Source organism: Vibrio crassostreae, from assembly GCF_041439375.1.
Classification (GTDB): Bacteria; Pseudomonadota; Gammaproteobacteria; order Enterobacterales; family Vibrionaceae; genus Vibrio; species Vibrio crassostreae_D.
The window spans coordinates 1-22,732 of record NZ_JBGONY010000053.1 but is presented as its reverse complement, the minus strand read 5'-3'; the positions used below and the strand labels follow the sequence as shown (position 1 = coordinate 22,732).

The window sequence follows — 22,732 nt, the reverse complement described above, 5'->3', positions numbered from 1 at the left end:
TCTTGTTATCAAGCCTTTTCCCTGCGCGACGTTTGAGCACTTACTGACTATCATTAATGGCATTACACGTCATCAAATCCAAACAGATCGTTTTGTTCAGGCTTATCACTTGAGAGCTGTGAGATATCGATGATCCGTTTTAGCTCAGGCAAGAGTGGCAAAGCACGCTCCAAAGGCACACTGTAATAAGGGTGCTTCCCATCTTCGTCATTGTGAAACCCCAATTTGAGTTCACCTTGCGCGCTGCGCAGCACCGTCATCTTGACTTGATCAGCCGATGTGATGTCTTTGATACGTACATTTGATAAGGCGTTGAGGTTGACGCTATACAGTTGTTCTTGTGAAGTAATGATACTCTTGGTCGTGAGTGCCATTAAGGCGCCCACTTTGGGTGCTAAGCTCGCGAAATACATACTTTCAGGGGTGAGGTAAAGTAAGGCTTGGTTGGTTTTTTTAATCTCTTCGATTTTTTGAAAATTGTCCCTTTCGGCTTTAAATTCAAGAATATCAATCACCACTTTGGCTTCTAACTCAAAATGTTGCTGCTGTCTTTCTCGGTAGGCGCGCAATGGCGCCAGGGAGTGGCAATACACCTGCTCTCCATCGCTAAACATCGCTTGCTCATCATCGATATAGACAGACAAGGTCTCGCTTTGTGTTGTTTGCGCGATCGATTCCAGTGAGTGCTTGGCCTCTGGAGTCAGGGCCATATCGATGTCGATGTTCATACCCTTAGGGAGCGCGAAAGGTATGATGTCGTTGTCTCGCTCTATTTGAACGCGGTTGCTGTCTTTGTTGACCTCAAACACTGAGAAAGGGGTGCAGGTATTGGCCAGTTGACATATCGCCAGCGCTTGTTTGGCCTCAATAATTTGCTTGGGGTGCGTCATGACGCTATCAAAGAAGGCCAGATGATGTTCACAAGCGGGCTGCGCGAGGGCGTAGCGAAAGGAGTTCAGTTCGGTTCGCCCTTCCAGCACGACGCCGTCTTGTTGGTTGTCATGACGGAGCTGCAATGAAATCGTTTCTTTTTGGACGATATGATTGGTTTGGCACAGCCATAGGTTGGCAAAAGCGGTGGCGCTAAACGAGAAAGCAGCGTTGTCCAATGTGCAATCCGACGCTCTGTCCAACGTGGTCATGATGAGCTTCTCCGTCGCGCCGCCAATGAGGTGAAGCGATTTATCAGTGACAATGAAGGTGACAAAGGGGTGCTCGCTGCCTTTTTTGATGCCGCTAACCAGCTCGGTAATGCGTGCGTGTACTTCTGGTTGAAAGTTCAGTGTGTTCATAATGTGTGTCCTTTTGGTTGTGAGGCGTTAAGTATCATGGTGTTCCACCATGTTTGAAATTGCTCTAGAAGAAGTGGATCGGTGACCTCTAACCCCAACGCTATCTTGAGTTGAGTGCGACCGGTGGGGATGATGATTTTATTCGCGGTGTCTTTTGCTGTGAGTAAAGCCGCCTGTATAAAGTCCCATTTTTTACTGTCGAGACGTTTTCGGTTTTGATGCAGCGTGATATGACAATGGTATTTGAGCGGTGATTGCTTGAGGGTGTGGAGCGCTTTTTCCACCTTTTGGTTGCATGGGCTAAGAAAGTACAATTGCTTGCTGTTGTTCATTCCCTCGTCATCGCTTTGCGGCGGTTTTTCTTCGAGGTGTAGTTCGCCAAGGGGACGTAGGGCGGTTCGTGCGGCTTTATTCCATTCAATGCCTTGGTATTGCCCAAAGGCGCGCCATGCGTCACTCACCATGGAAAAAGCCAAAGGCGTTTCTTTTAAGCGTTTGATTTGTTCTCGAGTTTCCCACTGAAAACGATAAGGGCGGGTTTGGGCTACACTTGAGACGCCTTTTGTCCAAAGTCCAATCCACTCGTTGTCGTTTGACTCCGCCTTTTGAAGTCGTTCTTGATCACCACTTGGTTTGCGCTTGCTGCCCAAACGTTGGCTCAGAGCCTCCGCCAGCTGTGCATGAGTAAAGCTCGGCAGGTGGCGCTGCTTTTCAGAGGGTGAAAGCTGGGCGTATTGAGGGCTGAGTCTCATCAGAAGACGAGTGATGTCATTGGAACCTGGTTTCATTCCCCAGAGGTATCTCAGCTCGGCATGTGTGTATTCTCGCTGTTGAGGGAGAAAGGCAGGCGCGACCCATTCCATGCCATGCAGGTAATGCAGTCGGGTTGTCGCATAGTGTTGATGGCCCAGCATTCGACCGATTTCATCAAACAGCAGCATATTGTTTAACTCTGAAAATGAACGCCCTTGCAACCAGTATTGAAATCGTTGCTCTACAACGGATGTTGAGAAGAGAGACGCGGTGACGGGTTGATGCGTTTTATGCCAAGCCTTTGGCGCCGCACCGTTAGCAAGGCAAAGTGCTTGTTGATAGAGCAGCTTGGCGCCACTGTGGCGAAGGTGATGAAAGCGCGCTTTTTTACCGTGTAATTGTTTGAGCACTTTCGTGATAGGCAAAAGGTAGTGGCGTGCTCGTAAATGGATGGACTCGCCTTCAAAGCCAATGAATGGCTCGCTAGGAGGACGGTTGGCTTTGAACGCCAGTAACAACCGTATTAATTTGGCGCCGATTTCGGGCATCACAACCTGAACCGTGCGCGCGTCTCCGCTTTTTGTTTTGCCTTCCTCGGTATTGGTAATGTAGATCGCAAATAACTGACCTTTTTCGTGGGTGCATCGAATATCTTGAAGGCGCAGGCGTAAGAGCTCCCCTCGTCGAAGGGCGCCGTAATAACTCAATAACGCGCTGACACTCGCAAATAACGCCTGCATCGGGGACAGGCTGTGCGTTAATAACTGAGTGACCAGGTGGTGAACCTCTTCAGCGCTAAGTGAAAGGGCATCAATTTTTAGGCTTTGGGTCGGTTTGATGAAAGTCGAGAGATCTAAGTGCTCAGTGATGGATTGCTGAGTGAGAAAACGGAAGAATTGATACAGAGTCCATTTTTCCATTGTCTCGTCTTGGATGAGGCGGTATCGGTCTTTGGCCCATTGTTGCAGGGCTTCCCTGTCATTGGCGATCGAGAGAGGGAGTGGGGTCGTCGACAGTTCATTTTTAAAACTGGTGTAGCGCAGCAAGGTGGCGGGGCTGAGGGTGTTTTTTTTCACGCCGCCAAATTGCTTCAGCTCTTGCACATAATCAAACAATAAGCGGGGCAACAGGTTATCGGCTTGCCACTCGGGCTGAGTGGGCGCAGCTTGTTGGGGCGTATTGAGCGACTTGATGAGCATGGCGTGAGGCCAGCGATGAAACGGAGTCTCTTGGTTCGCATCTTTGGGTTTTATCTTTGCAAACGATGGCGGCTGATAAATATCTTGCGCTTTGGCTACGCGCGATGAGGCCGCCTCTTGTGGTAACGCACTTACATGGCGCATGGGATCAGAGAAATCTTTTAATATTTCAGGGGGGATGGCGAAGCGATGAAGCCATAAGGTTTGGACAGATTGTTGCCATTGATGAGGGGTAAGCGCTTTGCGCTGCGCAGAGGGATAAAAATCATCGAGTGAGTTGAGCAATCGGTTAAGTGTCACCTTTGGGTTGCCCGGCTCTTGCCGGCACTGCCAGTCATAGAAGGCGCGGGCAGCAAGCGGTGATACGGCGTAGCGCGTAAAACTGACGGGTTCGGTATCATCAAAATACGATAGGTTAACAGGGTGCGTGATGGTTAGGGTGAGTTGATCGCCAATGCGCTCCAACGGGGTGGGATCATTGAGTCTTTCACACCAAGCGTTGAGCGGCAGAGGCGCCACTTCTCTCATCAAGGTCAACACGGTCCACGCCAAGTTTGGGCTACCTCTGTGCTTGATACGATGCAGGCTCTCTTGTTGGTAATGCAAAGAGATAGCATGGGCCCTTGCACTTTGTTGATACAGCGAGACCAACCACAAGTGTTCATGATCGTTAAATTGTTGCACCTTTACCGGTGGTAAGTCCCAGCCGCACACCTGGTTTAGGTAGTAAAGGGTCTCATCACGCGCCCGTTTTAAGGCTCTTTGCCGGCCTGTTGGGATGCCTGAAATGGCTCGGTTTATCGAGGCCATTTGTGACTCGGTCAATTGGCGTTCATGCTCACTTTCTTGGCCCCTCTCTTGGGAAAGCAGCGTTAAGAAGGCCTCGAAGGCGTCAACTTCAGCGCACGCTAGCGACTGCTGTTGGTAGAAGTGATGGATGTGTTTTGCGGTGTGGCTTTGACGGTTCATAAGGCACGGTCCTTTTTTGAAGGGCAGGGCGTAATGGCAGAGAGCTGCAGCCGCGATGGCCAATGGTTCAAATGCGCAATCAATGTTTGGTTGCAAGCTTGAAAAGCATAAGCGCTGCCAAGGTGTTCACCCAGTTCGCTGTGGCCCATCAGGACATCAATTTGTTGGGTGGTTAAGCGTGGGTGAGTGGCCATCAAGGCGTGTTGGGCAAAGCTGTGACGAAGCTGGTAAGGGACGACTTTTTCTTCGGGGGCCTCCAGCCTTTGTTGAAAGCAATGCTGCCACTGTGCATGCATAAACAACCTCAAGGTTTTTGCTGTGAGGGGGGCGGCGACGTTGTTCTCATCAATCAAGTACCATAGGGGCCCCATGGCAGAGGCGCCATTGGGCGCTAACGTTTGGAGCACGCGCGCTTGAAGTTTAAGGTAAGACTCAATCGCTTGTCGTAAGTAGTTCGGAATATCAATAAGGCGATAGCGTCCCTTGTCTTTGATAAGGGCGCGTTGTAAATCAAAGCAGGCTTCCCATTCTATCGAGATGTGGTGAGTAGGGCGAGTGCCGGTAAGAAGGACAAATAACAACGCCAGTTCGTAGGTGCGTGCGTTGTAATACTCACGAAGCGCGTCTTGGGAGGCGTTTTTTTCTGGCGCCGTTGCCAGTTGTTGGCGAAGGTGACCAAAGAAGAGACTCAGCTTGGGAATCGGGATCGCGCGCGTAGAGCCAATGGAGATGGGCGGTATTGGAATATAGGTTCGAGCGCCCTCGGTCAGTTCGAGAGTGAAAGCCACGATCGCGCCTGCTTTTTTCAGGTAAGGGGGACGCTCGTTAAGCGTTGTAAAGACGGGAATAAGTGCGCCAGTGGTGGGAAGCCTGACATCACAAAAGGGTTTAATATGACGCTGGTTTATTTGGGGAATGAGTCTCTGCAAATAGCGGTTGTGCGCACAAAAAATCTCATAGCGAATTTGATCGCAGTTCAACATTTGGTAACTCAGTGCACTGTGATGGTGGACTTTCTTGGCGGTGATGAGTTTTTGGGCTGGAAGTGAGAGATAAGGATCGCAATGTGCCATTCGCTCGATGTAGGAATACAAGAGGTCTTTTCGCAGCACAAGTTGGCTTCTCAGCGCCTCCGGCGTGCGTAGCTTTCTCTTTTTTAATCGCCAAAAGAGCTGTTTCTTTTGCATTTTATTGAGGTGAAGCTCCGTGTCATGATGAGTGAGCCAATAGCTAAAGACGGCATTGAGCGCGTCTGGCATGGGTTGCCATAAATACACGGTTTCCTTTGCCAAGGCGCAAGGTATGGCATATTCGACCCATGAAACGCCACCTTCACGCACTCGGCGAAGGTGATGAAGCGCACAATCGACTCGCCCTGAGACCAACACCAGATCGGGAATATCCTGTTCTCTTTCGATGCCAGACAGGTGGCCTGCGATCCATAAATACAGAAAGTAAATGTGATAAAGGTTGAGGGGTGTCGTGGGTTCAGTCAGCACGCCCGACGTCTTGGGTCTGAGTTCATGCAATACATTGGCGATGGCAAGGCCGACGTTATACGCATCGACGGGAACGCCGCCAGCATTGTTGGCTCGGTTGCGCTTTTTTTCATTTGATTGTCTACCCATAAGTAAAATCCTTTAGGCATGATAAAAGTAAGCCGAACGTACGTGATTCGATAATCCGAATGTTGTACGTTTCAGTAAGAAAATAGAGAGTTAAGTGTGATCAGGATGGAACATGATCAAGTCTGCGTGTGAGGTTATCAGGTCCTTGATGGGCAATCCCATCTCAGCGCTGAGTAACAATCAGCAGTACCGCAACACAGCAATACAAGCGGTGTCGCCAGTTAGTGAGCGAGAGTATGAAAGTCTCGCGAGTGACACTGCATGACGCACAAAGAGGTGCGGTCATGGTGCAGTTGAGTGTAAAGGGGACGGCCATTTCCCGTTATTTATAAGGCAGTACCTTAATGGCGAGGTTGAAGCGAGACCGCAATACTTATCTCGCTTAGTGCCAGAACATGGCAATATTGAGTCTAAAGACAACCGTGTACGGCTGTTTTTATAAAGTTAGCCAATGTTCAGTGGTGACGTCAAGCCGTTATCTGTGTTTTATGTGTGATGTCACATTGCATTGCAATGCATTGCATTTAATCTCATTGCATTTTAGGTGTACCCGCTTCCACTTGAGGGGTTAAGGTCACCAGCATAAATCTTTTGGTGGTAGGGACGACCAACACGTTAAACGCCTATAAGAGACAATGTAAGCCGATTCAATTCTAATGGTAGAGCGATAGGGATTAATACTCCTTTAGAGGTGTAGTAGTTCAAGCAAGAGCTCTGATTACTGCTTGGGGATCTTTCGCAAGTACATTCAGTAACACTAAAGCAGGACCTCTTGGTGTTCTATCTCCACGCTCCCAGTGACGTAATGTACCTAGACTGATACCAAATGTAGATGCAAACTCAGTCTGAGTCATTGCTACATTATTACGCACCGCTTTAACGTCAACAGAGTCAAACTTGTGAACTGTAGCCTCTTTGTTTTCGCCATCTGCGAATTCAATGGCTTCCATGAGACCTTGCTGGATACTTTCAAATGCATTAGTCATGATTACCTCCCGTAACTGTCTGCAAGTATTTTGGTTAGTTTATTAAGAACATTACATTCAGCTTTAGATAAGTTAGCTTTCTCGTTTTTGCCAAAGAGAGAAAGCATAAACAATGGTATTTCTTCACTATGGTAGTAATAGATAACTCTTACACCACCACTTTTACCACTGCCCTCTTTTACCCACCTGAGCTTACGAATTCCACCTGTCCCTTGCATTAACACACCGGCTTTCGGGTGCTCTGCTAGATAATTAATGATTTGCTTGTTCTCTTCCTCAGAAAGGAGCTTTTCAACTCGTTTCTTGTATTCGGGTAATTCAACGATTGTATGCATAAATGAAGTGTAAGCCAATGGATTACTTTTTTGCAAGTTTTGATTAAGACACATATCAACGCCGTATTCTTGCGAATCCCCGGTTCTGTCGCAAACTTGAGTCTTTAAGTTAAGGTTTATTTAACGTTGAAAAGCGCTGATTCACTTTGCCAGTTGCGACTGATCTTATGAGTTCGTTTTGGTATCGTTTCTGTTAAGCTCAGAGGACAAAAGCAAAGGTTGTGAGCATCAAAGTGAGGATGAGATGAGCGATGTATTGAAGACAGTGAGTGAGACCGTCAATGATTTACACCAATCAGGCGCGATCGATGAAACGACGTTAAATCAATTTGAAGAGGTGTGTTCAAGACGTCCCAATGACGCTGAAGAGAAGAAAACACAAGACGTGAAAGACAAGCCCTAGCGAAAATGCGCCGTTTTAAGGCGGCGGCTTTCGATACGTTAATGTGAGTAAAAGGTAAGCCTTCGTGTTAACGAGTCGGGCGGTCGTTATCCCGTTGCTTTTCACACCAAGCGATGATGTTATCGGCTTTTAATGTTGCCCAGCCTAGCAACAGCATCAATACGATCAACGCCCAGCCGGTGACATTGAGCCAAGAAGGAACCTTATCACTGACCGCGATAAAGGGAATCGTCATTAACAACGCACTGAGAATTGGGGCTAACATGATGTTGTCCTCTTGATGTAAGCGCCTATCACCAACGCTCGATTTTCACTGAAGGTTACCTGAGGGCCGAGTAACCACCTAACAAAATGAGATTAGCATAGCGGCCTAACGGCGCAAGTTTTACCCTACACGAGTCTTTAGTTTTGATTTGCTTGTTGCTATTAGTTTATTCAACGTTGGGCCTATGAGATGAATACTTCCAAGTGCCAGAGCTTAGTGTGTTCTTCGTCATCGTGACGTGCTTCAGAGTTAAATCACAATCGCTTAAACCAAAATAAACACAGAAAAAGGGCCCAATCTCAATATGAGGTTGGGCCCTTTTTGCGTTTTGCTTGAGAAGTTTTGGTTTGAAAGCTCGTTCATTGAACGTACTTTCTGGAAACTAAACTATTAATACACTGTTAATCACTAGTAGACTTTTTCTGGAAGGTTACGCAAACTTCTAATCCAGCTGGTGATGCGCCAAACATAGCTCATAGCTACAGTGTATGAAGCAAAACAAATCATAAACAGGATGAACATGGTCGATTCAGCAATTTCTAGGAACTCTCCGTAGATACCGAAGCCAGCGAAGCTACTTGCGATAGCACAAATGATGGCGAGCGTTTGACGCGATGTAAAACCAAGGCGTTGGAAGATGTGGTGTAGGTGCTCTCTGTCGGGCTTGAAAGGGGAGTCACCGCGGTGTACGCGTCTGAACATGATGGCAGCCATGTCCATCAGCGGTACGGCAATTAACCACAGTGCAGTTATTGGTCTCATCATAGCTTCTGATGGATCTTGGCTTGCGCCCAGCAGTAACCAAATCACAGTAAAGCCAATCATCATGCTGCCAGCGTCGCCCATGAAAACCTTACGCTCTCGCCCAAGAATGCCTAAGTTCATCATGATATAAGGAATGGTTGCGACAATGAACACCACGCATAAATACGCTAAGCCATGTTGGCTGTCGACTTGAAGTAAAACGGCGATACCGCCAAAAGTTACAATAGCAAGCCCACCTAACAATCCATCAATGCCGTCGACCATATTGAACGCGTTAATCGCGCCAATCACTGCGAGTATGGTTACTACAGGGCTCAGGAAGCCTAAATGCAGGTCGCCAGTACCAAACAGGTTACCAATGTTATCTAATCGAATGTCGGCGAAATACATCATGCCGATGGAGAGAATTGCTTGCACCACCAGTCGTATTTTGAAGCTAATGTCGAATTTGTCATCAAGCGCCCCGATAATAATAAGAGCAATAACAGAAGCTAAAAAGAGTGGGCTATGCGGGATGACGTCTGGATGGGTAACAATGAATTGGCCAATGGTTAAGCTGATCGCTATACCACCTACCAATGGGGTCGCACCAGTGTGTAACTTTCTCTCATTCGGTTTATCCACTAAGCCAATGGATTTTGCCACTTTTCTCATCAAAAAGAGTGAGGAAAAGGAGAAGAAGCCAACAAATGATAGCTCTAATAACATGATGAACTCTAGCCAATTTTTTGTAGGAGTTTATTTGCGTGTATCTTACGCTAAAACTACCAAGATGTACACTTGGTTGAGTATGTTTTGTTGGGCGTGTTTTGAGTGTGATATTGGGTTTTAGTATGTAACTCAGTGTTAATACAGAATGACGACAGCGATATTTTCCTCAATACTGTTGCTCAAGGTTTATGCGACCCTTAAACACAAAATGACATTTTTTTTCACATCCGATCCTCCTACCTGCGCCCTTTCTTGATCTTCCGCTACAGTTTTGACTGTAAACTGTAGTAAAATTACGCTAATTTGTTTTTATACCGATTTATTTTGAATTGAACGAGGTCAGTCCTATGTCAGCTAAGAAGCCAATGGCTCTAGTGATCCTTGACGGTTACGGTTACCGTGAAGACAACCAAGACAACGCTATCGCGAACGCTAAAACACCAGTATTAGACGGTCTTATTGCTAACCAACCTAACACGCTAATCTCGGCTTCTGGCTTAGATGTCGGCCTACCTGATGGCCAAATGGGTAACTCTGAAGTGGGTCACACCAACATCGGTGCGGGTCGCGTGGTATACCAAGATCTTACTCGTATTACCAAGTCAATTTCAGACGGCGAGTTCGGCCAAACTGAAACGCTAGTAAATGCTATCGATAAAGCGGTGAAAGCTGAGAAAGCGGTTCACATCATGGGTCTTATGTCTCCAGGTGGCGTTCACTCTCATGAAGATCACATTTACGCGGCTGTTGAAATGGCAGCAGAACGTGGTGCAGAGAAAATCTACCTACACGCATTCCTAGATGGCCGTGATACGCCGCCACGTAGCGCAGAAAACACACTAGCACGCTTCCAAGCGTTGTTCGCTAAGCTAGGTAAAGGCCGTGTGGCTTCGCTTATTGGTCGTTACTACGCAATGGACCGTGATAACAACTGGGATCGCGTTCAAGAATCTTACGACCTGCTGACTCAAGCAAAAGCAGAGTTCACATTCGACACTGCAGTAGCTGGCCTAGAAGCGGCTTACGCTCGTGACGAAAACGATGAGTTCGTTAAAGCGACTGAAATCAAAGCGGAAGGCGAAGAGTCTGCCGCTATCGTTGATGGCGATGCGGTAATCTTCATGAACTACCGTGCTGACCGTGCTCGTGAAATTACACGTGCATTCGTTCCTGATTTCGATGGTTTTGCTCGTAACGTATTCCCAGCGATCGATTTCGTGATGCTGACTCAATACGCAGCAGACATCCCGCTTCTATGTGCATTCCCACCGGCTTCTCTAGAGAACACTTACGGTGAATGGCTATCGAAAGAAGGCAAAACGCAGCTACGTATCTCTGAAACAGAGAAATACGCGCACGTGACGTTCTTCTTCAACGGCGGTAAAGAAGACGAGTTTGAAGGCGAAGAGCGTCAGCTTGTTGCTTCTCCAAAAGTAGCAACGTACGACCTACAACCAGAAATGAGCGCTCCAGAGCTGACTGAAAAGCTTGTTGCAGCAATCAAAGGCGGCAAATACGACGCTATCGTTTGTAACTTCCCTAACTGTGACATGGTTGGCCACACTGGCGTTTACGATGCAGCAGTTAAAGCCGTAGAGTCACTAGACGAATGTCTGGGCAAAGTGGTTGAAGCAATCAAAGAAGCCGATGGCCAACTGCTTATCACTGCTGACCACGGTAACGCGGAAATGATGGTAAACCCAGAAACGGGCGGCATCCACACTGCACACACTAACCTACCAGTTCCACTTATCTACGTGGGCAGCAAAGACGTTGAGTTCAAAGAAGGCGGTAAGCTGTCTGACTTAGCACCAACGATGCTTTCTCTGTCTGGTATCGCAATCCCGGCTGAGATGTCAGGTGATGTGATCGTTAAGTAATTACTGTTTTAGATAAATAGTTTTAACTTTCATCGAATACTAGAACGGCTGCACGCGAGTGTGGCCGTTTTTTGTATCTGGAGTTTGAGGAATAGATGCGAGATACGAGTAAACGGGATTCGAAGAGCTTAAGAGCTTAAGAGCTTAAGAGCAGATACGGGATGCGGGTAAGCGAGTAGCGAGAGCTTAAGGACAGGTATTGGGTAAGAAAAACATGCAGGGGAGAACATAAGGGCACGACCTTAAACAAAAGACGAAAAGAACGGTCTTGATGAATATCGAAAGAGTGACATTGCTTGAATGATTAGGTAGCTTAAGGCTCATACTATACTTGTCTTTTACCTTATATTTAGGCTGTTTATATGAACTCAAACCCAGACCGTTGGAAGCAACGACTGCAAAACTTAATGAAAGCGCAGCAAAGGCTTGAGAGAGCGTGCTCACAAGATAGCTACAATGAGTTAGAGCTCGCTGGGTTAGTACAAACTTTTGAATTTTCTTTCGAACTGACATGGAAGACCCTTAAAGACTTACTTGAGTTTGAAGGGTTTGATGTGGCTTCGCCGAGGAGCGTTTTTCGTACGGCCTTAGAAGCTAAGCACCTGTCTTCGGAGCAGTGTGAGATTATGCTTGAAGCACTCATAAAACGAAATTTATTGTCCCACACCTATGATGAGGAAAATGTCCTTGAAGCTCAGTCACTGATCTTAGAGTCATTTTCACCAGTGATAGGGCAAGTCACACTCTATTTAAAGCTTAAATGTGATCAAGAGGGTCAATGCGAACAAGAGGTTAAATGTGATCGATAGTTATTTGGTTAAACCAGACTCGGTCGGCCTTAAGCCTCATCAGTATCAGTTGATTGAGGATATTGTTTTGAGTCATGCCGCAGTCATTCATGCCTGGGTATTCGGTTCTAGAGCCCTTGGAACTTATAAAGATAACTCCGACATCGATATTGTTATCGAGGGGCATGGGATTTCGTTAAGTGTCGTCGCAGGCTTGCAAGATCGTTTAGAACAGTCGTCGCTTCCATTCAAGGTTGACTTGCTCGTTAAGCATAGAATTACATCAAGCGAGTTACTTGCCCATATTGACACTTATGGGATTAAACTAAAGTAACCGAACGTATTATTATCAGCGTAACGGTGATGTTGATTCTTGAACCGATTGTTTACGTTTTGCCAGTTTATCTCGAATCTGAGTACCTGAATTGACTCGGTCATGTTTTTTATCATCAATAGAAAACGATAATAGTTTCATTAGCGCTATAGCTCCATCTCTACGCTTTCGATCTTCATAAGATTCAATCGTATCAGTGGACATTACCATCACCTCTTTGTATGAAATTTTAAATATAGACTATATGTTGTCTGGTGATAATGGCGCTTCTTGATGGCGAAATTTTATATTATTGATCTAGTGAGATAAGGTTTACTTCTTTTTATTTAAGATCGAACGCTCAAAATCTAACAACCACTCTTTGCGATTCATACCGCCGGTGTAGCCGGTTAATGTTCCATTCGCGCCGATGACTCTATGGCAAGGCACAACAATACTAAATGGGTTTCTGCCGTTCGCACCACCCACTGCTCTTACGGCTTTTGGGTTGTCCATTCTCTTTGCTTGCTCACCGTAACTGATGGTTTTGCCATAAGGAATGGTTGTTAAAGCCTGCCAAGCTACTTTTTGAAACTCAGTGCCTTTTATCGCTCTTAATGGCAAATCGAATTCTATTCGATGACCTGCGAAGTACTCATCTAACTGTTTCGCTGCCAGTTGGCAAAGGTCATCTGGATTGCTAATCATTAGCTCTTCGTGATTTACATGGTCAATTTCAATAAGCGACACACCATTGCTCACAATGATCATCTTGCCAATCGGCGCGTCATAAAGCATTTTGTAAGTGGTGTCTTCCATGTCATCTTCCTTTTTTTAGTCTTTTTCTGCTCTCAAGCTCTTCGAATCTCGTAACTGCTCTTAAGCTCTTAAATCTTTTCGCATCCCGTTTACCCGAATCTCGCATCTGCTCTTAAGCTGCTTGAAATTTGATTCATGATGCGCAACACGCTACACTCTCTGTATGATTAAAACATTCAAGCATAAAGGTCTCAAAAAGTTTTTTGAGACTGGCAGTAAAGCCGGTATTCAAGCTAAGCATGAGCGTAAGCTTAGGATGCAGTTGGCAGCTATAGATACTGCAACCATTATTGATGATGTTGATCTACCTGGCTTTAAGCTTCACCCATTAAAAGGGGATAGAGATGGTATTTGGTCAATCACAGTAAATGGTAATTGGCGTATTACTTTCGAATTTATTGATGGTAATGCCTATATTTTAAATTATGAGGATTATCACTAATGAGTATGCACAACCCTCCTCACCCAGGTGAGTTTATTTATGACCTATATATGGAACCGTTTGGTTATAGCTGTCGTTTTGTTGCAAAGCAGCTTGATGTATCCCCTTCTACGCTGAATCGTGTTCTTAAAGGCCAAAGTGCAGTTTCTCCTGAAATGGCTTTACGTCTTTCTAAGTCACTGGGTAGAACCCCGGAGAGTTGGTTAACAATGCAGGATCACTATGATCTGTGGCAAGCAAAACAGAACGTTAATCTAGCGAAGGTAAATACGATCAACTTTGCTCTAGCGACATAAATATAACGAAGATGGACTAAGCGCTGCGTAGTCAGCGTTTGTCTTTCAGTTTTTGGTTTGTACTATCCCTCTTCGTATCCCGCATCTGCTTTAGCCCTCACACGAAGTGCAAAGCAATACCCTGAAATACCACCCATGATGTTCCCCAAGGCTAAACCAATAAACAACCCTTCGACACCATCAATTTGGCTGCCTATCCACGCAAAGGGCAAGGTAAACACAAACAAACGCATGAAGCTCCATTGAAAGGCTTTGAGTGGTTGATGCATGGCATTCATTCCACTGATCAGCATCATCACAATACCTTGGAATCCATAGCTAAAGGGGACGACCAACAAGTAATGCCACAAAATGCCTCGTACGGATTCTTCTTGAGAGAACAGGGCAGCTAAGGGGATGCTCAACGGCACCATCATTAAGAAAATCAAACCTTGGAACATCACAGCAAAACGCATACTGAGAAACAATGCCTTAAAGCTGCGTTGAGAGTTGTTTGCGCCAAAGTTCTGCGCCATGAAAGGCGTAAGGGCTGAAGTCAGAGACATCAACACAATGATAAGAATGGATTCAATACGCTGAGCAGCACCATAAGCAGCAACGGCTTCGGTTCCCTGTTTGGCCAACATCATCATTATGATGGCACCCGCTAATGGATTGAGCGCATTGGACAGTGCCGCAGGAGTGCCGATAGTCAGTATTTGATACCAATCGCTAAGGATGTTTTTGATATTCGGTAAAGCCAGAAGCTTTTCTCGTTTAATCAAGATGTACAGCGAGCAACACAAAGCGCCAAACCAACTGAAACCACTTGCAATTGCAGCACCTTGAATCCCTAGTTCAGGGAAGGGGCCGTATCCAAAAATAAGCAAAGGGTCGAGAACGCCGTTGATTAACCCTGCCAGCATCATGATTTTAGCAGGCGTTTTGGTATCGCCACTGGCACGAATAGCGCTGTTGCCTGCCATTGGGATCACTAATAGGGGAATGGTGATATACCAGATCAGCATGTACTCAGAGATCAGAGGCAGTAACTCCGCTTCGGCACCCAATAAAGTAAATAAGGGGTCGAGTGAGATAATGCCAACAGCGGAAGCGCAGCAGACCAGAAGTAGCGCGAGTAATAATCCATGGCAGGTAAAGCGAGCTGCATTTTGTGCGCTGCCTTGGCCAAGTAATCGACCGATACATGTCGATAAGCCAATACCAATCCCCATGGTGATGCAGTTGATGGCAAAGGTGACTGGAAAGGTAAAACTCACCGCGGCTAAGGCTTGGGTGCCAAGCAATGAGATGAAGAAAGTATCGACCAAGTTAAACATCAAGATCGCCACCATACCGAATATGGTCGGTATGGTCATGGTACGCAATGTACTCTCAATTGGGGCAGTTAATAGCCCGTGCTTATCTTGCATGCAAAACGCCGATAGAAACCAAAAGCGTAGGATAAACAGATGCGGGATACGAGTAAACGAAAAGCAGGGAAAGATGAGGGGTGAGAATCTGCACTTTAGCTCACAATTTTTTCGTTCCCCCCTTGGGATCTTTCACATCGCCCCCAACATATTGTTTGACCCACGCTAATCGTGGCAACTATCAAAATTTAAATGGAAATTATCAGGAGATAAGACCGATGAATATCCGTCCTCTACATGACCGAGTTATCGTTGAGCGCCAAGAAGTTGAATCTAAATCTGCTGGTGGCATCGTTCTAACTGGTTCTGCCGCAGAAAAATCGACTCGCGGTATCATTCTAGCTGTCGGCAAAGGCCGCATTCTAGAAAACGGTTCAGTGCAACCGTTGGACGTAAAAGTTGGCGATACCGTTATCTTTGCTGAAGGTTACGGCACGAAAACTGAAAAAATCGACGGCAAAGAAGTTCTGATTATGTCTGAAAACGACATCATGGCGATCGTCGAGTAATCTATTTTTCATTTAACTCTCAGTAAAAGTTATCAGAGCCAGTATTGGATGATTCATATCGTCATTCCAGAAATGAGGAACGAATTATCTGGAATCTAAACAGAGTGCGATTTGAGTAGATTCTGAATCACGTTCGTCCCTCACTGTTCAGAATGACGCGATAACGCTGAGACGCCCCGAAACAAAGAATTTGAAAGGAAATTAAGATGGCTGCTAAAGACGTTAAATTTGGTAATGACGCACGTATTAAAATGCTAGAAGGTGTAAACGTTCTGGCTGACGCAGTAAAAGTAACGCTAGGTCCTAAAGGCCGTAACGTTGTTCTAGACAAATCATTTGGCGCACCAACGATCACTAAAGATGGTGTTTCAGTTGCACGTGAAATCGAACTTGAAGACAAGTTCCAAAACATGGGCGCGCAAATGGTTAAAGAAGTGGCTTCGCAAGCGAATGACGCAGCGGGCGACGGTACGACTACAGCAACAGTTCTTGCTCAAGCAATCATCACTGAAGGCTTAAAAGCCGTTGCTGCTGGCATGAATCCAATGGATCTTAAGCGCGGTATCGACAAAGCAGTTATCGCTGCAGTTGAAGAGCTAAAAGGCCTTTCTGTTCCATGCGCAGATACAAAAGCTATCGCGCAAGTAGGTACTATCTCTGCGAACTCTGATTCGACAGTAGGTAACATCATTGCTGAAGCGATGGAAAAAGTAGGTCGTGATGGCGTAATCACGGTTGAAGAAGGTCAGGCTCTACAAGACGAGCTAGACGTAGTTGAAGGTATGCAGTTCGACCGTGGTTACCTATCTCCTTACTTCATCAACAACCAAGAAGCGGGTTCTGTTGATCTAGAAAGCCCATTCATTCTTCTTATCGACAAGAAAGTTTCGAACATCCGTGAACTTCTTCCGACTCTAGAAGCCGTTGCTAAGGCATCTCGTCCACTTCTTATCATCGCTGAAGATGTAGAAGGCGAAGCGCTTGCAACTCTCGTTGTGAACAACATGCGTGGCATCGTTAAAGTGGCTGCGGTTAAAGCACCTGGTTTCGGTGACCGTCGTAAGTCTATGCTTCAAGATATCGCTATCCTAACGGGTGGCACGGTTATCTCTGAAGAGATTGGCCTAGACCTTGAGAAAGTAACGCTAGAAGACCTAGGTCAAGCTAAGCGTATTACTATTACTAAAGAAAACTCAACCATCATCGATGGTGCGGGCGAAGAAATGATGATCCAAGGTCGTGTTTCTCAAATCCGTCAACAAATCGAAGATGCTACTTCAGACTACGACAAAGAGAAACTTCAAGAGCGCGTAGCGAAACTAGCTGGCGGTGTTGCAGTAATCAAAGTTGGCGCAGCGACTGAAGTTGAGATGAAAGAGAAGAAAGACCGCGTAGAAGATGCACTTCACGCAACTCGCGCTGCAGTTGAAGAAGGTGTGGTTGCTGGTGGTGGTGTTGCACTTATCCGCGCTGCATCTAAAGTTGCTAACCTTGAAGGTGACAACGAAGAGCAAAACGTAGGTATCCGTGTTGCACTACGTGCAATGGAAGCACCGATTCGTCAAATCACTAAGAACGCGGGTGATGAAGAATCAGTGGTTGCTAACAACGTTCGTGCTGGCGAAGGTAACTACGGTTACAACGCGGCTACTGGCGAATACGGCGACATGATTGCGATGGGTATCCTGGATCCAACTAAGGTAACTCGTTCTGCACTTCAGTTCGCAGCATCAGTTGCTGGTCTTATGATCACAACAGAAGCGATGATCACAGACAAGCCTCAAGATTCTGGCCCTGCAATGCCTGATATGGGTGGTATGGGTGGTATGGGCGGTATGGGTGGCATGGGCGGTATGATGTAATCATCCCCCTTTCTCGTAACAGAGAAAGCCATACATAGGCTTTGAAAGATATAAGCTTTAAAGCGGAGACTTCGGTCTCCGTTTTTTTTGCTCTTCGCATCTCGTCACCCGTATCTCTTATCCGCTCTTTGCCTTTCGCATCTCGTTCACTCGAATCCCGCATCTGCTCTTAACCATTGCTCTTTATGGTTTAGCGGCTTATATTCAACAGTACAGTTATGACATTGATCTAACATGGATAGCTGTTGAATAAAGGATAATAAATGCTTGATTGAAAATGGATTAATCAAGTCAACAATAAGTCAGTGGAGACTCCCCCAATGAAAAAACTACTTTCAGTATTAGCTGTGTCGGCAGCGGTAATGGCACCAGCGGCATTTGCTTCATCGCCAGTTATGTTTTCAACGATCAACGGCTTCAACGCACCTGATTCAGATGCGGTTGGCGGTGTACGTTTAGCTCTGCTTCACGGACAAGTAAACGACCTTAAAGGTGTCGATCTTGCGGTTGTTGGTATGTCTGAGACGCAAACAACAACAGGTGTGAACCTGGGTATCTTCGGTGCATCAAAAGTGAACCAAGAAATGACCGGCGCATCTCTAGGTTTCTTCAACTGGAACACGGGTAAAACAACCGGTGTTAACCTTGGTGCAGTGAACATTACCAATGATGTAAAAGGCGCGAACGTGAGTTTCGTCAACTACTCAGAAGGTAACACTATGGTTGATGTGGGTGCAGCGAACCTTTCAGAAGTGTCTACGGTTCAGGTTGGTATTTTCAACAAAACCAACAAAATCGAAGGCGTGCAGATTGGCCTGATCAACTGTGCTGATAACGGTTTCTTCCCGTGCTTCCCGATTGTAAACTTTGCTAAATAACGCTGCCGTTTAGCCTTTAGTTCTACTATTGGCGACTTTTAGTTAGCGCATTAGCTTTTAGTTACGAATTAGCTTTTAAGGCTAAGTTTCTCAACGCCTAAACCCTTGTTTAGGCGTTATTACATTCAATGCCACTTCCTCGATAAACTTCTTCAAATTACCCAATAAGCATGTTGTTTTATATTTGTTGTTGCGATGTTTTGATTTATAAGTACAATGTGCGATAAACCCCCGATGATGACTTATATGCTTTGATTAACCACCATACCGTCGATTTTAAAAAGGCTTTCTTAGGCCTGACCGCCAGTTTTTTAGTAGTTTTGAGCTTGTTGCTCGTTGATTCAGCGGAAGAATCAGATAAACAGTATGGAATGGAAAACCAAGGCGTGACACGCTCTTTAGTGGAGCTCACACAGATCATAAATGCGCTTGAGTACAACATCACGGCTCTTTATCCACTGCATGGGGATACCTACGTATTCTCGCATGACAAAAAGATCGAAGGTGAGACGTGCTACTTTACCAGTGAGGAGCAACATGCCCCTCGTTTTGATTTTATGTTCTCTGGCCCTCGCGAGATGTGCAACCCGAAATCGGACCTTTATGCCGAAGCGGGTAAGCGCTTGTTCATCGCACCGACCATGGCTTATTTTGCCAATACCATTGATACCATCTCTGCGATTTACTTCATTTCAAAAGAGAAGTTCATCATATCTTCGCCTTCTGACTTTGCCAGTTACATCAAGGGCGACACCTTTGATTCGGTTGTGAATAGCAGACCTTATTGGGTGAACACGATTCGTTTTGGCTTAGCTCAAGGTCAAGACCAGGTGGTGTATACCGGCCAGTACGATGACTACCTGACAGGTCAGAAAGTGGTGACCTTAACCAAAGGGATCTACGTTAATGGCGAATTCAAAGGGGTGTTGGGTGTGGATGGTTATGTCTCTAATCTCGTATCGAACCCTACCCATGGCTATCAAGTGACGAGTACGCGAGGCGCAAACAAATACGGGTTTATGGATTTTACCTATTCCAAGCCTCTGTATGTAGGTGACATTAACACTCAGTTGTATCTGAGTATTGAAGAAGATAAGAGCGAGCACTTTCTGCATGTATTGGAGATGGAGAAGATTCAACTTTCGATACTCTTGATTTTGTATCTGCTCTCAGTTTTATGGTTATGGCGCTTCTATACAAGACAAGAACACCAGCGTTTAAATGACCTAGCAATGCGCGACCCACTAACTGGCTTGCTAAATCGACGTGGTTTTGAAGCTCGATTACTGGCTCAGGATGAAGAGCCTATTATTGGTGTTGGCGTGTTTGATATCGATGATTTCAAAGTCGTTAATGATCAATATGGCCATAAAGTGGGGGACGAGGTGATTTGCCATGTTGCTCAGTTGATGCTGAACAGCGTTAGACAGCAAGATATCGTGGCTCGATTTGGTGGTGAAGAGTTTGTTGTTGCGATTACGGGGGAATCATCAGAGTTGCTTTCGTCGATCTTTGAGCGAATTCGAAACGACATTAGCCTACAGAGTTATCGATGCCCTACGGGTGACAAGATTAGTGTTTCAGTATCTGGTGGCGCGACGCTCTACTCTCTGTATAAGTTCGACAGTGTTGGGCATTTATGGAAAAACCAGAGTATTCGTTCTTCGGATGAGCAGCTCTATAAGGCAAAGGCAGCGGGTAAGAATCAGGTGTGTATTCAGGTGTATTAAGCGCTTTCGTACAAACTCAAAGCCTAGTCGTTTGACTAGGCTTCTTTTTTTGTCTCTAGGGAATTGTCTCTAAGCAATTGCACCTAAGATTAGGATTACTTTTTCACGCGACCTTTTCGCATCCACTTCTGATGAACACCACGACGCAGGCTTTGGAAGCTGTTTTCCACCTTATCGACACCAAGCAGAATTACTAGCGCCATTAGCGTGATAATGACCGATTGGGAAAGGTGACCAAGTGCGATCATCATACCTAATGCAGCGAGTACCCAGATAATCGCGGCTGAAGTGACACCATGAATCTTTCCATCTAGTGTCATCATTACTCCAGCGCCAAGGAAACCAACCCCAGTAATGATCTGACCAAGCACACGAGCTTGATCGAGCGTGTTAGGGGACAGGCTAATCGCCATGGTGAGGAAGAAATAGGTACCGCTGATGATCAGAATCGATGTCCTGATTCCGACCGGTTTGCCGCGTGTTTGCCTTTCGATGCCGATTAACGAACCACACAGCATGCATACTGCAAGGCCTGCCCAGCTAAAGGGGGCAAGGTTGAGAGTTTGTTCTATAAATTGTGTCATATCACCCCTCCTAAAAATTTAGAATAGAGCTGAGTATGCTAATAATAGACCGGACGATCGAACAAAAAATTTTTGTCGTTAAGGTGCATTTAGCAACGTGTTGTTGTTACAGATAAGCTTAGTCGCTTTTTGAAGTCCGCTCGCTATTCAATGTGGAGGTCGAGTGGCGTCTTGCTGCTGCGTCCACCAATCTCACGAGTTAACTTAGGCACCAAGTAGCCAGAAACCTCAGAGATTAGCCCTTTAAAATGATGCTTCGCTTCTTCATCAGAAATATAGAAATGAGCAGCGCCCTGAACTTTATCAAGTACATGCATATAGTAAGGTAAAACGCCAGCATCGAATAGTTTTTCGCTTAATTCTTTCAAGGAGTTAGCGCTGTTGTTCACCCCTTTAAGCATCACGCCCTGGTTAAGCAGAGTCACACCACTTTGCTTCAGCTTATGAAAGGCTTTTTTGAGCTCTAAGTTAATTTCGTTGGCATGATTAATATGGCTCACCATGACCACATTGAGGTGAGTTTGCGCTAACAATTGGCACAGTTCATCCGTCACTCGAGTGGGGATCACAACCGGTAATCGGCTGTGGATTCGAACGGTTTTGACATGTGGGATCTGTTCGATAGCACTGATAAGCCATTCTAGTTCGCTATCTTTTGCCATCAGTGGATCGCCACCCGATAAGATAACCTCGTTGATCTCTGAGTGAGCAGCCACATAGTCGAGGCTGGTTTGCCACACCGACTTTGAGCCCTTGTTATCTTGATAAGGAAAATGACGACGGAAGCAGTAGCGGCAGTTAATTGCACAGCCACCTTTCACAATCATCAATGCGCGATTTTTGTATTTGTGCAGTAAACCTGGAATCGCGTTGTCTTGCTCTTCCAGTGGGTCAGCAGAATAGCCTTGGTGCACCTCAAACTCTTCACTTAGCGGTAAAACCTGTCTTAGTAATGGATCGTGTGGGTTGCCTTTTTCCATTCGTTCGACAAAGCTAAGAGGTACCCGAAGTGCAAATAGCTCACGAGCAGCGAAGCCTGCTTGCCACGGTGTTGGGTCTATTTCCAATGCCTCAAGCAGTTTTGTCGGGTCAGAGATCGCATTCGATAGTTGTTTGAGCCAGTTTTGCTCAACAGATTCGACTTTTCGGGTTATGATATGCGGCATTGAAATTAACTCAAAGATGTGGAAGAGAAAATCATGGCGTCAGTAAGCACCAATGAATTCAAAGGCGGTTTAAAATTCATGTTAGATAACGAGCCTTGCTCAATTATCGACAATGAATACGTTAAGCCAGGTAAAGGCCAAGCGTTTAACCGTGTAAAACTTCGTAAACTGCTGTCAGGCAAAGTGTTAGAGAAAACATTCAAATCAGGCGAAAGCTTTGAGCTTGCAGATGTTGTTGACGTTGAACTAGGTTACCTATACAACGATGGCGAATTCTATCACTTCATGAACAACGAAACATTTGAGCAAATCGCAGCAGACGTAAAAGCAGTCGCTGACTCAGCAAAATGGTTAGTTGAAAATGACGTTTGTACTCTAACGTTGTGGAATGATAACCCTATCACTGTTACTCCGCCAAACTTTGTTGAGATCGCAGTAACTGAAACCGATCCTGGCCTTAAAGGCGACACACAAGGTACTGGCGGTAAACCTGCGACTCTAGCAACTGGCGCGGTAGTTCGCGTACCTCTATTCATCGCAATCGGTGAAGTTGTTAAAGTTGATACTCGTACTGGCGAATACGTTGGTCGTGTGAAGTAATTTGATTGTGCCCATCCTATTTTGGGATGGTTCAGTGAAATAGAAAAGGTCGCTCATGAGCGACCTTTTTTGTATCTGCTTATCAGATATAGCGTATGCGCCCCATGAACCCACGGGGCTATGTTGCTAATGTTTGAAGTTCCAAGG

Annotated in this window: 23 protein-coding genes; 11 read left to right on the top strand and 12 right to left on the bottom strand. The window is 45.8% G+C overall.

The window, feature by feature from the left end:
* Positions 1-62 precede the first annotated feature (62 nt).
* The 5 genes from ACED45_RS18695 to ACED45_RS18675 form a co-directional block, all read right to left on the bottom strand.
* Positions 63-1,292: a hypothetical protein gene (locus tag ACED45_RS18695; RefSeq protein ID WP_371714715.1), complete on the bottom strand. Its 1,230-nt coding sequence runs from the start codon at positions 1,290-1,292 to the stop codon at positions 63-65.
* Positions 1,289-4,213 carry a hypothetical protein gene (locus tag ACED45_RS18690; protein WP_371714714.1) on the bottom strand — a complete coding sequence of 975 codons (2,925 nt, stop codon included), beginning with the start codon at positions 4,211-4,213 and terminating at the stop codon, positions 1,289-1,291. The genes ACED45_RS18695 and ACED45_RS18690 overlap by 4 nt, the downstream gene beginning before the upstream one ends.
* Positions 4,210-5,841 (bottom strand): site-specific integrase, encoded by a 1,632-nt coding sequence (locus ACED45_RS18685; protein ID WP_371714713.1) that lies wholly within the window; start codon positions 5,839-5,841, stop codon positions 4,210-4,212. Before ACED45_RS18685 ends, ACED45_RS18690 begins: the two co-directional genes overlap by 4 nt.
* 701 nt (positions 5,842-6,542) lie before the next feature.
* Positions 6,543-6,827, bottom strand: a complete 285-nt coding sequence (nadS, locus tag ACED45_RS18680) for a NadS family protein (protein ID WP_017067989.1) — start codon at positions 6,825-6,827, stop codon at positions 6,543-6,545.
* Positions 6,828-6,829: 2 nt separating this feature from the next.
* Positions 6,830-7,216 (bottom strand): type II toxin-antitoxin system RelE/ParE family toxin, encoded by a 387-nt coding sequence (locus ACED45_RS18675; RefSeq protein WP_371714712.1) that lies wholly within the window; start codon positions 7,214-7,216, stop codon positions 6,830-6,832.
* 190 nt (positions 7,217-7,406) lie between these two features.
* Here ACED45_RS18675 and ACED45_RS18670 point away from each other — a divergent pair, with 190 nt between their 5' ends.
* Positions 7,407-7,565, top strand: a complete 159-nt coding sequence (locus ACED45_RS18670) for a hypothetical protein (protein ID WP_371714711.1) — start codon at positions 7,407-7,409, stop codon at positions 7,563-7,565.
* Between the two features lie 67 nt (positions 7,566-7,632).
* Here ACED45_RS18670 and ACED45_RS18665 read toward each other — a convergent pair whose 3' ends face one another.
* Positions 7,633-7,830, bottom strand: coding sequence for a hypothetical protein (locus tag ACED45_RS18665; RefSeq protein ID WP_371714710.1), 198 nt, complete (start codon positions 7,828-7,830; stop codon positions 7,633-7,635).
* A 408-nt stretch (positions 7,831-8,238) separates the two neighbouring features.
* Positions 8,239-9,303: a UDP-N-acetylglucosamine--undecaprenyl-phosphate N-acetylglucosaminephosphotransferase gene (gene wecA / locus ACED45_RS18660; RefSeq protein ID WP_371714709.1), complete on the bottom strand. Its 1,065-nt coding sequence runs from the start codon at positions 9,301-9,303 to the stop codon at positions 8,239-8,241.
* 350 nt (positions 9,304-9,653) lie between these two features.
* Here wecA and gpmM point away from each other — a divergent pair, with 350 nt between their 5' ends.
* The 3 genes from gpmM to ACED45_RS18645 all read left to right on the top strand — a co-directional run bounded on the left by gpmM (position 9,654) and on the right by ACED45_RS18645 (position 12,308).
* The gene (gene gpmM / locus ACED45_RS18655; RefSeq protein WP_061019347.1) at positions 9,654-11,186 is read left to right on the top strand and encodes a 2,3-bisphosphoglycerate-independent phosphoglycerate mutase; all 1,533 of its coding nucleotides are present in this window, start codon (positions 9,654-9,656) and stop codon (positions 11,184-11,186) included.
* Between the two features lie 362 nt (positions 11,187-11,548).
* Positions 11,549-11,995, top strand: a complete 447-nt coding sequence (locus tag ACED45_RS18650; protein WP_017093683.1) for an HI0074 family nucleotidyltransferase substrate-binding subunit — start codon at positions 11,549-11,551, stop codon at positions 11,993-11,995.
* Positions 11,985-12,308: a nucleotidyltransferase family protein gene (locus ACED45_RS18645; RefSeq protein ID WP_017063157.1), complete on the top strand. Its 324-nt coding sequence runs from the start codon at positions 11,985-11,987 to the stop codon at positions 12,306-12,308. Before ACED45_RS18650 ends, ACED45_RS18645 begins: the two co-directional genes overlap by 11 nt.
* A gap of 15 nt (positions 12,309-12,323) precedes the next feature.
* Here ACED45_RS18645 and ACED45_RS18640 read toward each other — a convergent pair whose 3' ends face one another.
* Both ACED45_RS18640 and ACED45_RS18635 read right to left on the bottom strand, forming a co-directional pair.
* The gene (locus ACED45_RS18640) at positions 12,324-12,512 is read right to left on the bottom strand and encodes a hypothetical protein (RefSeq protein WP_017063158.1); all 189 of its coding nucleotides are present in this window, start codon (positions 12,510-12,512) and stop codon (positions 12,324-12,326) included.
* 108 nt (positions 12,513-12,620) lie between these two features.
* Positions 12,621-13,106, bottom strand: a complete 486-nt coding sequence (locus ACED45_RS18635) for a methylated-DNA--[protein]-cysteine S-methyltransferase (RefSeq protein ID WP_371714708.1) — start codon at positions 13,104-13,106, stop codon at positions 12,621-12,623.
* A 163-nt stretch (positions 13,107-13,269) separates the two neighbouring features.
* On the opposite strand from ACED45_RS18635, the gene ACED45_RS18630 reads away from it, so the two are divergent.
* Both ACED45_RS18630 and ACED45_RS18625 read left to right on the top strand, forming a co-directional pair.
* Positions 13,270-13,548, top strand: a complete 279-nt coding sequence (locus tag ACED45_RS18630; RefSeq protein WP_017067997.1) for a type II toxin-antitoxin system RelE/ParE family toxin — start codon at positions 13,270-13,272, stop codon at positions 13,546-13,548.
* Positions 13,548-13,844, top strand: coding sequence for a HigA family addiction module antitoxin (locus ACED45_RS18625; protein ID WP_017067998.1), 297 nt, complete (start codon positions 13,548-13,550; stop codon positions 13,842-13,844). Before ACED45_RS18630 ends, ACED45_RS18625 begins: the two co-directional genes overlap by 1 nt.
* 62 nt (positions 13,845-13,906) lie before the next feature.
* On the opposite strand, the gene ACED45_RS18620 is transcribed toward ACED45_RS18625, so the two are convergent.
* Positions 13,907-15,256 carry an MATE family efflux transporter gene (locus ACED45_RS18620; protein ID WP_017067999.1) on the bottom strand — a complete coding sequence of 450 codons (1,350 nt, stop codon included), beginning with the start codon at positions 15,254-15,256 and terminating at the stop codon, positions 13,907-13,909.
* A 218-nt stretch (positions 15,257-15,474) separates the two neighbouring features.
* Here ACED45_RS18620 and ACED45_RS18615 point away from each other — a divergent pair, with 218 nt between their 5' ends.
* From ACED45_RS18615 to ACED45_RS18600, 4 genes are all read left to right on the top strand, one after another.
* Positions 15,475-15,765, top strand: a complete 291-nt coding sequence (locus ACED45_RS18615; RefSeq protein WP_010433998.1) for a co-chaperone GroES — start codon at positions 15,475-15,477, stop codon at positions 15,763-15,765.
* Positions 15,766-15,971: 206 nt separating this feature from the next.
* On the top strand, positions 15,972-17,627 hold the full coding sequence (gene groL, locus ACED45_RS18610; protein WP_371714707.1) for a chaperonin GroEL: 1,656 nt from the start codon (positions 15,972-15,974) through the stop codon (positions 17,625-17,627).
* A 320-nt stretch (positions 17,628-17,947) separates the two neighbouring features.
* Positions 17,948-18,505: a VC2662 family protein gene (locus tag ACED45_RS18605; RefSeq protein WP_009847923.1), complete on the top strand. Its 558-nt coding sequence runs from the start codon at positions 17,948-17,950 to the stop codon at positions 18,503-18,505.
* A 251-nt stretch (positions 18,506-18,756) separates the two neighbouring features.
* Entirely contained in the window at positions 18,757-20,235 is a 1,479-nt protein-coding gene (locus ACED45_RS18600; protein WP_371714706.1) for a sensor domain-containing diguanylate cyclase, read from the top strand.
* 95 nt (positions 20,236-20,330) lie between these two features.
* Here the strand turns inward: ACED45_RS18600 and ACED45_RS18595 are convergent, their stop codons facing one another.
* Positions 20,331-20,819, bottom strand: coding sequence for an MgtC/SapB family protein (locus ACED45_RS18595; protein ID WP_048607785.1), 489 nt, complete (start codon positions 20,817-20,819; stop codon positions 20,331-20,333).
* 143 nt (positions 20,820-20,962) lie between these two features.
* On the bottom strand, positions 20,963-21,985 hold the full coding sequence (epmB, locus tag ACED45_RS18590) for an EF-P beta-lysylation protein EpmB (RefSeq protein ID WP_371714705.1): 1,023 nt from the start codon (positions 21,983-21,985) through the stop codon (positions 20,963-20,965).
* A 33-nt stretch (positions 21,986-22,018) separates the two neighbouring features.
* Here epmB and efp point away from each other — a divergent pair, with 33 nt between their 5' ends.
* Positions 22,019-22,585, top strand: coding sequence for an elongation factor P (gene efp, locus ACED45_RS18585; protein WP_048661402.1), 567 nt, complete (start codon positions 22,019-22,021; stop codon positions 22,583-22,585).
* Positions 22,586-22,732 lie beyond the last annotated feature (147 nt).